This is a genomic window from Occallatibacter sp. FHG110214_02 (assembly GCF_059115385.1).
The window spans coordinates 94,099-107,571 of the sequence record NZ_JBZYWK010000008.1; the positions used below are offsets into that span (position 1 = coordinate 94,099).

The 13,473-nt window shown below is 58.6% G+C and carries 9 protein-coding genes; 2 read left to right on the forward strand and 7 right to left on the reverse strand.

Features of this window, described 5'->3' with window-relative positions:
- Nucleotides 1-4: 4 nt before the first annotated feature.
- From AC5S3R_RS09545 to AC5S3R_RS09570, 6 genes are all read right to left on the reverse strand, one after another.
- Nucleotides 5-2,476 (reverse strand): ABC transporter permease, encoded by a 2,472-nt coding sequence (locus tag AC5S3R_RS09545; RefSeq protein ID WP_494266798.1) that lies wholly within the window; start codon nt 2,474-2,476, stop codon nt 5-7.
- Nucleotides 2,477-2,504: 28 nt separating this feature from the next.
- Nucleotides 2,505-4,949, reverse strand: coding sequence for an ABC transporter permease (locus AC5S3R_RS09550; protein ID WP_494266799.1), 2,445 nt, complete (start codon nt 4,947-4,949; stop codon nt 2,505-2,507).
- A 2-nt stretch (nt 4,950-4,951) separates the two neighbouring features.
- Entirely contained in the window at nt 4,952-5,671 is a 720-nt protein-coding gene (locus AC5S3R_RS09555) for an ABC transporter ATP-binding protein (RefSeq protein ID WP_494266800.1), read from the reverse strand.
- Between the two features lie 33 nt (nt 5,672-5,704).
- Complete coding sequence (locus AC5S3R_RS09560; RefSeq protein ID WP_494266801.1) at nt 5,705-6,985, reverse strand: efflux RND transporter periplasmic adaptor subunit; 1,281 nt, start codon at nt 6,983-6,985, stop codon at nt 5,705-5,707.
- 318 nt (nt 6,986-7,303) lie between these two features.
- Entirely contained in the window at nt 7,304-8,776 is a 1,473-nt protein-coding gene (gene cysS / locus AC5S3R_RS09565; RefSeq protein WP_494266802.1) for a cysteine--tRNA ligase, read from the reverse strand.
- A 139-nt stretch (nt 8,777-8,915) separates the two neighbouring features.
- Nucleotides 8,916-10,163, reverse strand: a complete 1,248-nt coding sequence (locus AC5S3R_RS09570; protein WP_494266803.1) for a tRNA (adenosine(37)-N6)-threonylcarbamoyltransferase complex transferase subunit TsaD — start codon at nt 10,161-10,163, stop codon at nt 8,916-8,918.
- A gap of 43 nt (nt 10,164-10,206) precedes the next feature.
- Between AC5S3R_RS09570 and AC5S3R_RS09575 the strand changes: the two genes are divergently transcribed.
- Together AC5S3R_RS09575 and AC5S3R_RS09580 are read left to right on the forward strand one after the other, a co-directional pair.
- Nucleotides 10,207-11,562 (forward strand): CCA tRNA nucleotidyltransferase, encoded by a 1,356-nt coding sequence (locus tag AC5S3R_RS09575; protein WP_494266804.1) that lies wholly within the window; start codon nt 10,207-10,209, stop codon nt 11,560-11,562.
- Nucleotides 11,563-11,663: 101 nt separating this feature from the next.
- A complete protein-coding gene (locus tag AC5S3R_RS09580) occupies nt 11,664-12,905 on the forward strand; it encodes a BaiN/RdsA family NAD(P)/FAD-dependent oxidoreductase (RefSeq protein ID WP_494266805.1) in 1,242 nt (413 codons plus the stop codon).
- A gap of 15 nt (nt 12,906-12,920) precedes the next feature.
- Here AC5S3R_RS09580 and AC5S3R_RS09585 read toward each other — a convergent pair whose 3' ends face one another.
- The gene (locus AC5S3R_RS09585) at nt 12,921-13,433 is read right to left on the reverse strand and encodes an SgcJ/EcaC family oxidoreductase (protein ID WP_494266806.1); all 513 of its coding nucleotides are present in this window, start codon (nt 13,431-13,433) and stop codon (nt 12,921-12,923) included.
- Nucleotides 13,434-13,473 lie beyond the last annotated feature (40 nt).

Below are 13,473 nucleotides of genomic sequence, written 5' to 3' on the forward strand. Positions count from 1 at the left end.
TCCCCTATTCCGTGCGCAAAGCCCGCATCGGTTCAATCGCAGCGGCGCGCCGCGCTGGCACCAGTGACGCCACAAGCACCAGCGCAAAGATCGCCAGCGCAGCCAGCACAATCACCACCGGGTCCAGCGGACTGACTTCAAACAACAGTGTGCGCAGCAACCGAGTAGCAAACAAGCTTGCGACTACCCCAATTACGCATCCCGCTATTCCCAACTTGGCACCGGAAACCAGTACCAGCCGTAGAATGCTCGCCCGCTGCTCGCCAAGCGCCAAGCGGATCGCCATCTCCTGCGTACGCATTGCGGCAGAAAACGCAATCACCGAATAAATCCCCAGCACCGCGAGTAGCACGGCCGCTCCGGCAAAGCACGAAATGATTGCGGTGTTAAACCGACGCGGAGCCTGGCTACCTTCCACCACCTGGTCCAGCGTCTCCACATGCATCAGCGGCAGTTGCGGATCAATCGTGTGCATTGCACCAATAAGAGTGGACTTCATCGTCTCCGGAGGCAGTGAAGTCCGCAGCACAATCGCGCCATAATCACCTACCGTCATTCCCGGCTGCGCAAAACTCCCAAGCGATCGTGTCAACTGGCTCGCCGGCTGATAGAACTGCGGCAAGACAGGAGCATCCACTGCATCTTGCTTCACGTCGCTCACCACTCCAACCACGGTCATCCAGGGAAGCGGCGTCTCTACGGCGCCATGATGAAGGCGCTTACCGATCGGATCCTGTCCTGGCCAGTAGCGGTCCGCCAGCGTCTTATTCACAACCACAACCAGGGCTGATTGCGCGTTATCCGCATCGGTAAAGTCTCGTCCATGCAAAATCGTAATCCCTGCAGACTTGAAATAATCACCGATGACAGTCGAACTCCAAGCCGTCAAAATGCCGCCGCCCTTTGGTGGGACATATCCTTCCGGAACAAAACCATCATTGTTATTGCTGCCATTCGCTGGGACGCTGTCCGCGATCCCCGCATAGTCCACACCCGGTAACTGTCGCACCTTGTCGAGAGCAGCGGTCGTAAACGCATCCACGCTCGTCTGCGTGGAGTACTGCTGCGAAGGCAGGCTGTAAAACGCTGTCAACACATGATCTGCACGAAAACCAAGATCCACTTCGCGCAGCTTTTCAAAACTCCGCAGCAGCAAGCCCGCGCTAACCAAAAGCACCAGCGCCACGGCCACTTCCGTAATCACAAGCGCCGAACGCAGCCATGCATTCCGCGTGCCGCTCGTGCCCGTGCGCCCGCCTTCCTTCAGCGCTTCATTCACGCCCGTACGAGCTGCAGCCAGCGCCGGTGCAAGCCCGCAAACCAGTCCAGTCACCGCTGCCAGCAACAACGCAAAACCAACCACCTGCCAATCCAGACTAATAGCGCTAATGCGCGGCAGTGTCTCCGGCAACAGGCTGATCCCCACCTTCAACGCCACGGACGCCAGTCCCAGCCCCAGCAATCCTCCCGCAATGCTTAGCGTCAGCGCTTCCATCAGGTTCTGCCGCACCACCGTTGCTCCGCTCGCACCGAGCGCTAGGCGCACAGCAAACTCACGGCTCCGCCGGATCACCCGCACCAGCAACAGTCCCGCTAGATTTGCACACGCTATAAAAAGTACGACAGCCACGGCCAGGAACAACGTGCGGATCAGAGGCCGCGCAGTAGCTACAGTTTTTTCATCCAGCGGCTGTACCACCGTGTGGATATGAATGCTCGCAAACTCTGCTGGCCAGCCGCGCATGATCTGTTGCGCCACACGCTCACCATCCTGCCTTGCCTGCTCAATGCTCACGCCTGCTTTGAGGCGTCCCACCATCGAATAATTCCAACTTGCCTGATTCTTCAGCTCGCCCGGCGAAAAGCTCATCGGAATCCAAAGCTCGGAGCGGCTCAGTTGTCCCGGCTCCAGCGGAAACTCGAAATCGCGCGGCATCACGCCAATAATCTCGTACGGCTTACGATCTAGTTGGATCGTTTCGCCAATCGCTCGTGGATCACCATGAAAGCGGCTCATCCACGTCGCATAACTCAATACTGCCACTTGCGATTTAGCTTCGTCTTCCTGCTTCGTAAACACGCGGCCCATTGCCGGCGCAACTCCCAGCGCAGGAAACATACTCGCTGTCATTCGCGCTATAGAAATCTGCGCCGGCTCACCCGCTCCCGAAAGCTCATACATCCCGGTTCGATAACCGCCCAGGCCCGCGAAGCTGTGCGTGTCACGCATATATTGCAGCACTTCCGGCGCAGGCACAGCCGGTCCACCCGGAATGTCCAGCCCGTCGAGATGATCTCCAAAGGCAACCAACTGCTTAGCATCGGCAAACGGAAGCGGCCGCAGCAACACACCTTCCACAATCGAGAAGATCGTAACCGTAGCGCCAATGCCAAGCGCAAGCGTAAGAATCGCCGTCAGCGCAAACCCCGGCGCCTTACGCAACTGTCGCAACGCGTAACGCAGATCTTGGATCATCTCGATTGCCTCCTCATATCCGTTCTCTCTATTCAGCTCGCAACGCCTGCATCGGCTCTATAGAAGCTGCGCGCCGTGCCGGAATCAGCGCTGCAAGCAGGCCCGCGGCAACCAGCGATAGCGTAATCCAAAGCGTGTTGCCTGCTTCTTTTTGCGCATCGAAGTAAATCACCATGTCAATCACCGCGCGCACAAGTGCCGTCAGTACCAACCCAGCTACTGCACCGATACCAAGCATCCATACCACGCGGCGCATAACCATCCCCATCACACGGCGGCGCGTAGCACCAAGCGCCATGCGCACGCCAATATCGCGCGTTTGCTGCTCAACCTCATGGCTGACAAGGCCATAGAGTCCAACCAACGCAAGCACCAGAGCCAATGCAGCAAAGATGCCAAACAGCCAGCTCTCCATGCGCTGAAAAACCAGCGCCTGCGCAACAACCTCAGTCATCGTCTCCGGCGTTTTGAACGGCACCGTGGGATCAATCTCATGCAGAGCTGTGCGCAACTCCGGCACAATACTCTCCGGCTTCACATTCGTACTCACCATTAGGTTCATGCTGCTCAACATCGCGGCACGATCCTTCATCGCAATCGAACCTATCAGGTAGTCATGCTCGGCCAAAGGCGGCTCGTAAAGTGTCTGGCGGATATTGCCCACCACGCCCACGATGCGCGTCCAATCTGCTTCTTTGTCCGCGTCGTCCAGCCTCTGTCCCACCGCATCCATCTCGCTGGGCATAAACTTCTTCACAAACGCCTCGTTGACCACAATGGCGGTAGAGGGATTCTCTGGCCCGTCGAGGCTGGGGGAAAGCATCCTTCCACGCTTCAGCGAAATTCCGAAAACATCGAAATACCCTTCACTGACCATGCGGATCTCCGAAAGCCTTTCCTGCCCCTTGGGATAAGGCGGCTGGCCCGCAATATGCAGCTCGGAGTTCGAACCATAATTCTCAATCGGCACAATGCTGTTCACGCCCACAGCCTTTACACCGGGAATCCGCTTCACGCGCTCAAAAAACGGCTCGTAGAAATCTGCAATCGGATCACGCCCCGTATAACGTGCAGGCGAAAGATTGATCTCCGCCGTCAGGATATGCGCAGGATCAAAGCCAAGGTCCTCGTGGCTGTAACGCCCCACCATGCGAATCAGCATGCCGGAGACAACCAGCAACACCAGCGTCAGCGCCATCTGCACAACCACGAATCCCGCACGTAGACGATGCTGCCCACGCCCAGCACCTGCGCTGCCGCCCGATTTCAATGCTCTGTTTGGGTCCGTGCCCGCCATACGCAGTGCCGGATAAAGCGAAGCAACAACACTCACAACCACGGAGGCCGCAATCGCCGCGCTCAGTACCACCCAGTTCAAATGAATATCCGCCCCGCGCGAGAGCGCATGAATCAGGAACAGGCGCATCAGGTCCAGCATGCCCCACGCCAACAGCACACCGCCTAGCGCACCAGCAAGCGCCAGCAGCAGGCTTTCCGTAAGCACCTGGCGAACAAGCCGACCGCGCTGCGCGCCAATCGCAGTGCGCATCGCCATCTCGCGCTCGCGCTTCACACCGCGCACCAGCAGCAACCCGGCCACGTTCACGCAACCAATTGCAAGAACGGCAAGCACAGCAGCAAGCAACGTCCACAGCGGCCCCTGAGTCTGCGCGTTCACGCTCTTAGACAGCGGCATCAGCTTTACGGTGCGGCCTTCATCATGGTCAGGATTAGCCTTGCCCAGGTTGCTGAAAACATGCGACAGGTCCGCCTGCGCCTGCTCCATGCTCACGCCATCCTTGAGCCGCGCCACTGTCTGCAACCAATGGCTGCCCCGACCTTTCATCCAGGACTCGTTAATATGCAGTGGCGTATAGATGGCATCACGTTCACTCAGCGGGAAACGAAACCCAGCCGGCATCACGCCAATAACTGTGTATTCGCGGCCATCAATCTTCACCGAGCGATTCACAATATTCCGGTCGCCACCAAAATACTTCTCCCAGGCGTCATATCCCAGCACCACCACATCATTCTTACCGTCCAACTCTTCCCCTGGCAGATACGTGCGGCCCATCAGCGGACGCACGCCAAAAACCGTGAAGAAGTTGTCCGTACTGCGCACCGCGTCCAGCAAAACTGGCCCGGAAACCGGCGTTTCCACCGTTGCACTCTGATAAGCGCTATACCCCGCCAGCGCCGCAAAGCTCTGCGCCTGCGACCGCTCATCCTGGTAGCTCGGCCACGAAGCAGGCTGGTTGTACCCGCTCCGGCTCCTGCTGTGCACATCCACAATGCGCGCCGGATTGTCATACGGAAGCGGCTGCAGAATCACCGTATCGATAACGCAAAACACCGCTGTTGCCACACCAACGCTCAGCGCCAGCGTAAGCACAACAGTCAGCGCAAATCCCGGCGAACGCCGGAACTGCCGCATCGCGTACTGCAAATCCTGCACCGCGCCCTGAAACACGATTACGCCTCCACTTCAGCGGTCAGCTTGCGCAGCTCATCCTCGCTCACAACCTTGCCGTCAAATAGGTGCACTTCACGCTGTGCATGCTTCGCAAACCGCGGGTCGTGCGTCACCATGCAGATCGTCGAACCCTCGCGATGCAAATCAGCCAACAAGTGCATAACTGCCTCGCCGTTCTTCGAGTCCAGGTTTCCAGTAGGTTCGTCCGCCAGCAGAATCGAAGGCGAACCCGCCAGTGCACGCGCCACAGCCACACGTTGTTGCTGACCGCCCGAGAGCTGCGCCGGATAGTGCCGCATGCGGTGCGCCATATTCACGCGCTCCAACGCTTCCTTCACGCGCTTCTTGCGCTCTGCCGAAGGCATGCCCGCGCGATACGTAAGCGGCAGCTCAACATTCTCTTCCACGGTCAAATCGCCAATCAGGTTGAAGCTCTGGAAGATGAACCCAATCTCCTGGTTGCGAATCCGCGACCGTTCGCCAAAGCTCAGGTTCTCGACAGGCTTGTTGTTCAGCATGTACTTGCCGCCCGTCGGCGTATCCAGCAATCCAAGAATCGATAGCAAGGTTGACTTGCCACAGCCCGAAGGCCCGCTCATCGCCACGTACTCGCCGCGCGAGATGGTGAGATGAATACCGGAGAGCGCATGCGTCTCCACTTCGTCGGTGTAAAACACCTTCGTCAGACCATCAATTTCAATCAACGTATCGTTAGCCATGCGTTCCCCCATTGAAGTTTTCTGACACTGTTCTTACTGCAACCTGATCCTGTCCACACCGTCGTAATGCGACATATCGGAGAGAATCACCGTGTCGCCTTCCTTCAGCCCGTCCATCACCTGGATGTACTGCACCGAAGCCCGTCCCACCTTCACCGGCACGCGCGTCGCATACTTGTGGTCCGCATCTTCCTTAAACAGGCTCAACGTCGAGTTCTCCTGTCCAAGCGCCGGGCGCCCCACGTACAGCACATTCCGCAAGTTTTCGAGGTCGATGGTTCCATCCACGCTCAGGTTTGGCACTGCACCCGGAGGCAGCTCGCCATCCAGAACTACGTCAACCGTTCGCGTTCCGTTCACAACTGAGGGATCAATTCGCGTAACATGTCCCGCCACAATCCCGTTATGCGTATCAATCGATGCTTTCAGCCCAATCGTGATGTCATGCGCCTGCGTCTCGGCAATCTGCAGCGCAGCCTTCAGCTTGTCCGGCTGAATCACCTCCGCCACCGACGTTCCCGCCGTCACACGCTGCCCCACCTGCACCGGCATCGCCAACGGAGCAAGCTCACCGACAATCCCCGCCTTCACCTGCAGCGCATCCGATTGCTTTTGATAGAGCGCCAGCAAAGCCCGCGCCTGATCCACCTTGGCGCGAGACGAAGCCAGTTGCACATCAATCGCCTTTTCGTTCACGGAGATTTGCTGCTGGCTGAGATTATGCTGTGTCGTCAGTTGGTCAGCCGTACCCTTCGACTTCTGATAGGCCAGCCCGGAAATCACACCCAGCTCATAGAGCTTCTTGTCCGTCTGCGCCTGCAGCGTGTCCTGCGTGTAGTCGGCGCTCACCGCCGCCGCAGCCGTCTTCTTGTCCATCAGCGTGCTTTGCAGCGTGGCCTGCAGACTCTTGTAGTCTGCCTCCGCGCCCTTCAACGCCAACTGGGCATCAAGCAGCTTTTGCTCCAATTGAGGGTCAGAGAGATCCATCAGGATCGTATCCGGCGTGACCTTTGCGCCCGGCAGCACACGAATGTGCACCACCGTCGCATCCGTCAGCGCCGGAATCAACCGAATCGCGTCTTCTCGCGGAACCAGCAGGCCCGTGGAGCCGCGCACCTGGCGAACCATATCGCCGCGCTTCACCGTATCCGGCCAAACAGCCGAGGCGTCCACAGTGGGAGCCGCAGGCTTCAGTCGCGAAACAAGGAATCCGGCCACAGCCAGAACCACCAGAGCCAGAACGATCCAAACAGCCGTCTGACGCTGCCTCTTTTTCTTAATATCGGGGCGCGCAATGTCCATGACATCGAACATAACTGCACGTCACGTGCCAAATCTACACGCACCATGAATGATTGATTTTATTAGGCTTACAAGTAACTAAAAGGTTCGGCGCCCGCTATCCCACTGACCGCTGACAAACCCAACTGTTCGGAATCGAACAATATTCGAGATGCAATTGCCTCTGATTATGCAGACGCAGGAAAGACAGCCGGGACTTTACCCCGGCATAAAGTCAGCAAGGAGAATAGGGCTTCAGCCCAAGGGTATGCCTTCGCATCTTTCTATCCAGCATTTCAGTCCCGCCCAACCGAGCTAAAAGCTAACAGCTAGAAGCTAAAAGCTGCTTTTTCACTTCCGCTTCCAGCGAACCCCATCCTTGGAGTCCTCAATAATGACGCCCTTTTCCGCCAGCTCATTGCGAATCTGGTCAGCGCGGCCAAAGTTCCGCATCTTCTTGGCCTTCGTCCGCTCTTCTACCAGTGCGTCAATCTCGGCATCCGTCAGCCCCTGCCGCGCCAGCAGTTCCGGAGCAATCTCCCGCCCCTCCGTCTGCGCCCAGGCAACCGCGTGCTCCGTCGGCCCCGCATCATGGTCCTCAATCACGTCAAACACCGCGTCAAAATCGCGCAGCACCGAAAGCACCGCCTCGCGATCCCCAGCCAGAAACTCGCCCTTATCCAGCGCCGTGTTCGCCGCCCGCACCAAATCAAAAATCGGAGCCCGCGCATCAGCGGTATTCAAATCATTTCCCAGCGAAGCAAAATAATCCGCACGCGCCTTCTCGGCAGCAGCCTTCATCGCCTCGCTCGAACCGTCCGCCAGCGAAGCCTTCGTCAGCCGGTCATGAAAAGTCCGCAGCCGCTCAATCGCATTCGTAGCCTCGGTTAACCCATCAAACGTAAAGTTCAACTGGTGCCGATAAGGCACCGAGATCAACGCCAGCCGAATCGCCGAAGCCTTATACCCCTTCAGCAGCAGATCGCGAAGCGTATAGAAATTCCCTTCGCTCTTCGACATTTTCTTGCCGTCCACCAGCAGAAACCGCACATGCATCCAGTGCCGCGCAAATGGCTTGTGAGTCGCTGTCTCGCTCTGTGCAATCTCGTTCTCGTGGTGCGGAAACATCAAGTCCTCGCCGCCCGCGTGCAAATCCAGCGTCTCGCCCAGGAACTCCATCGCCATCGCCGAGCACTCAATATGCCATCCCGGCCGCCCGCGCCCAATCGCCGTATCCCAGGACGTCTCCCCCGGCTTCACAGCCTTCCACAGCGCAAAGTCGCGCGCCGAGTCCTTCTCGTACTCGTCCACATCCACTCGCGCCCCGTCCTCAATCCCAGACAGGTCTTTCTTACTAAGCTTTCCGTACTCCGGAAACGACTTCAGCCGGAAGTACCAGCTCCCGTCCTCTGTCTTGTAAGCCGCACCAGCCGCATCAAGCCGCTGAATCAGCTCCACCATCTTCTCGATGTGCTCGGTAGCTCGCGCAATAAACTCCGGCTTCTCGACGCGCAGCGAGTCCAGGTCGTCAAAAAACGCCTCGACAAACTTGGGAGTATATTCGCCAATCGGAATCCCACGCTCAGCCGCATTGCGAATAATCTTGTCGTCCACGTCGGTAATGTTCATCACGTGGCGAACCTTCACCCCGGTCAGCTTCAAAAACCGCCGCAGCACATCCACCTGTAAAAACGTGCGGAAGTTGCCAATATGGCCGTAGTCATACACCGTAGGCCCGCAGGCATACATACGTAGCTCGCCGCCGTCAGCCGGCGCAAGCTCATCCAGTTGTCCCGAGAGAGTATTAAAGAGGCGAAGCGTCATCAGGAAAGAGATACAAACTTACAAAGTAGGCCATTATCTGCCCTTACGATTGTACCAGCGCGAGCGCAGCTCGCAGTGGCTGCATGCAATGCCGCACCACGCGCAGTGGGCCCGTCCGGCGAGGACAAAACAAACACGCTCAAACACCCAGCGCCAGCGAAGCATCCGCTGAGAGTGCACTCCCAGCAAACTCCCCCGCCTGAAACCGCGGCCACGCCGCCGCCGCAATCATCGCCGCATTATCGGTAGAAAGCGCCAGCGTAGGAAACGCAATCTTCACGCGCCGATTCGCAGCCTCCGCAGCAAACCTCTCCCGCAACTCCCGATTCGCAGCCACCCCGCCCGTCACCAGCACATGCTTCGCACCGACAGACTCAGCAGCCGCAAAGGTCTTCTTCAGCAAATCCCCAACCACCGCAGCCTGAAAGCTCGCAATCAAATCCAGCACATCTTGCGAGCACAACTCCAGCGCCTCTTCCTGCGTCTTAGGCGTCTTCACCCCGGCCAGAATCTTCGCATGCCGATCTTCCGCACCTTCGCGAAGCCCATTTAACTCCACATGCCGCAGCACCGCCGTCTTAATCCCGGAAAACGAAAACAAAAAATGTGGGTCCAGATCCGCAATCGGCGCAGTCTTCGCACCCTTCGTCCGTGGAGCCTTCCCATGCAAATGAGCCTTGTTCTTGATCCGCGCAAAGGTAAACGGCACAGCCTTCGGATCACCAAATTTCGCCAGCGCATCAATCCACGGCCCGCCGGGATACCCCAGCCCCAGCAGCTTCGCCACCTTGTCGTAAGCCTCGCCTGCCGCATCGTCGAGCGTTCGCCCCAGCAGCTTGTAGGACCAAGCCCCATGCGCCGGAGTAGCCAAATATAAAGCCGTATGTCCGCCCGAAACCACCAGCGCCAGCGCAGGCTCACCCTCAAACGAATCACCTTCAACCTGGGTGCCCCATTCGTGCGACGATTTTGTCGCACGGGAGGGGTCGCTGCCCATGAATCGCTCTCGCTCATTCAGCAGCACCGCATGAATATGCCCCTCCAGGTGATTCACCGCAATCACCGGCTTCTCGTCCGCAAACGCCAGCGCCTTGGCATACGTAATGCCCACCAGCAACGCGCCCGCCAATCCCGGCCCGCTCGTTACCGCAATCGCATCTAAATCCTCAAGCGCGACTCCAGCCTCTTTCAGCGCCGCATCCACAACAGGCACAATCGCCCGCAGATGTTCGCGGCTGGCCAACTCCGGCACCACCCCGCCATACTTCGCATGGGTAGCAATCTGCGAAGCCACCACAGACGAAAGCGTCCGCGACCCGCGCTCGACCACCGCCGCCGCCGTCTCGTCGCACGAGCTTTCAATCCCCAGGATGAGGCCCTTCTTCATCTCTTTTAGTTTAAGACCTATGCAACGCGAGACAATAAACCAGATGGCAACTTCGCCCCAATTTACCGCCGCGCTTCGCATCGTTGAAACACTACGAAGTGCAGGCCACGAAGCCTACTTAGCAGGCGGCTGTGTCCGCGACCTGCTGCTCAACCGCGCCCCCAAAGACTACGACGTAGCCACCTCCGCAACCCCGGACGTAGTGCTCAACAGCTTCCCCCGCACCTTCGCTGTAGGCGCACACTTCGGCGTAGTCCTGGTAGCAGACGAAGATGCGCTCACCGAAGTAGCCACCTTCCGCAGCGACGGAGCCTACTCCGATGGCCGCCGCCCCGACGCCGTGCGTTATACCCTCAGCGCCGAAGAAGACGTCCAGCGCCGAGACTTCACCATCAACGGCCTGCTACTCGACCCCACAAATCTCGCATCGAAAAATCTCCGCGAAGCAGTACGAGATCACGTCAACGGCCTCGCCGACCTCGATGCCGGCATCCTCCGCGCCATCGGCACCCCCGTACGCCGCTTCGAAGAAGACCAGCTCCGTCTCCTCCGCGCCATCCGCTTCGCCGCCCGCTTCGGTTTCACCATCGAACCCGCAACCCACGCCGCCATCCAGCACCAAGCCGCCAAAATCGCCAACGTAAGCCGCGAACGAGTCCGCGACGAGCTAACCAAAATGCTCACCGAAGGCCACGCACGCCGCGCCTTCGAGCTCCTCGACGAAACAAAGCTTCTCCCCGAAGTCCTCCCCGAAATCGCAAAAATGAAAGGCGTAGAGCAGCCCCCGCAATACCACCCCGAAGGCGACGTCTGGACCCACACCCTCATGCTGCTCGAACAGCTTGAACCCAACGCCCCGCTCACCCTCGCATGGGGAGCGCTCCTTCACGATGTAGGCAAACCCGCCACCTTCCAGCGCGCCGCCGACCGCATCCGCTTCAACGGCCACGCGGAAGTCGGCACCGCCATCGGAGCGGAAATCTGCCGCCGCTTCCGCTTCTCCAATGACGAGACCCGCCAAATCCTCGCGCTCATCGAAAACCACATGCGCTTCGCCGACGCCGACAAGATGAAGCCCTCCACCCTGAAGCGCTTCTTCCGCCTCGAAGACTTCCCACAGCACATCGCCCTGCACAAAATGGACTGCCTGGCAGGTAGCCGCAACCTCGACCACTACAACTTCGTCCGCGAACACTATGAAGCCATGCCGGAAGAAACAGTCCGCCCCACGCCGCTACTCACCGGCCGCGAACTCATCGCGTTAGGCTTCCCCCCCGGCCCGCAATTCAAAGAAATCCTCCACACCGTAGAAGACGCCCAGCTCGAAGGCTCCATCACCACCCCCGAAGAAGCCCTCGCCCTCGTGCAATCCCGCTTCACGCCCACACAATCAGTTTGAAGGGTACGGGCTTCAGCCCGTACATTCTCGTCTGCTAAGAGGTAATAGGGCTTTAGCCCCTGGGGAAGATTTAAGCCAGTTTCCTCGGCGAAAATACACACATGCCCTCAAGCACTCCGCGCCAATTTGACGCAGCCGTGAGCCAATACGATCTGGTCATCCTCGGCGCAGGAGCCGCAGGCCTCATGTGCGCCGCCCAAGCGGGCCAGCGCGGCAAGCGAGTCGCATTACTCGACCACAATGGGCAGCCAGGCCGCAAAATCCTCATCTCCGGCGGAGGCCGCTGCAACTTCACCAACCTCCACACTGCGCCCGACCGCTACCTCTCGCAAAACCCGCACTTCGCCAAGTCGGCCTTAGCCCTCTACCAACCCGCACACTTTCTGGAACTCATCAACCGCTACCACATCGCCTACCACGAAAAAACCTTAGGCCAGCTCTTCTGCGACCAATCTGCCCGCCAAATCCTCGACATGCTCCTTGCCGAATGTGAACGCGGCAAAGTAGAAATCTTCCTTAACGCCCGCGACATCTCCGTCCAAAACGAGCAAAACAATTTCCGCATCACCAGCACCCAGGGCGAATTTCAATCCGAAGCATTAGTAGTCGCCACAGGCGGCCTCTCTATCCCCAAGCTGGGTGCAACAGCCTTCGCCTACGATGTCGCAAAGCAGTTCAACCTCCGCATCATCCCACCACGTCCCGCCTTAGTCCCACTAACGCTCGGCAATCAGGAAGCCGCCTGGACTGAACTCTCTGGCGTCTCGACGGAAGTCCTCGCATGGACCGAGAATCTCACCATCAAACCCAACCACCAACCTCCACCCCGCTTCCGCGAAAAGATGCTGCTAACCCACCGCGGCCTTAGCGGCCCAGCCATCCTGCAAGCCTCGTCCTACTGGCAACCTGGCCACCCCATCTACATCGATTTCGCCCCACAAACGGCAAAGAGCGAGCATCCGCTCGCCCCTCTCTTCGCCAAAAATGCCCGCCGCGACGCAACCAGCTTCCGCCAGGCCCTCCGCGAAATCCTCCCGCAGCGCCTAGCCAACCACCTCGCCGAAACCGCCGCCCCCACAGGTTGGACCAACGCCGCTCTCGAAGCCGCCGAACAAAATCTCCGCCGTCACAAGTTCCACCCCATCGGCACAGAAGGCTACGAGAAAGCCGAAGTCACCGCCGGCGGCATCGACACCCGCGACCTCCACGCCCGCACAATGGAATCCCGCACCACGCCCGGCCTTTTCTTCATAGGAGAAGCCGTAGACGTAACCGGCCACCTCGGCGGCTATAACTTCCAGTGGGCCTGGGCCTCCGCCGTCGCCGCAGCAAACGCACTTTAACCATGCCAGACCGCCTTATTCGTGATGGGCCGGGTTATTCTTCGCAGCTTCCTCATCGATCCGGGTATTTTGCGCCGCTGTAATCAGCCAGCGCCCTTTTTTCTGCACCAGAACAAACGTCAAAATACCTGTGGAAGGCGGAAAAACGCGCCCCTGCATCCCCGTAAAGCCATCTCCGGCCCCTGTCGCCGTTACAATCGCAACGTGTGGAGCAATGCCGCGAATACTCACCTCTTTCCAAGGGTAGAGATTGCGATTCTTGAAGATGGTTTGATGGAAAGCCTCATGTGCCCGGTAGACTTCGTCGCGCCCCCGCCACCACATCCCGGTCACATTAACCCACTGCACGTCTTCCGTCATGTCAGCCACATAAGCCTTCATGTCGTGATGGTTCCATGCCTCGATTTCATGATCGAGCACAGCGCGAATCGCAGCCTGGTCTTTAGGGTTCAACTCTTCGCCCCGCGCCGAAGCAGCGAAGCACACTACCAGTAGAAGAGCAAAAAGGGCGTTGCAATGTTTTTTCATGCGCCAAACGTTAGCACAGGTTTTGGCGCATGGCTGGAAA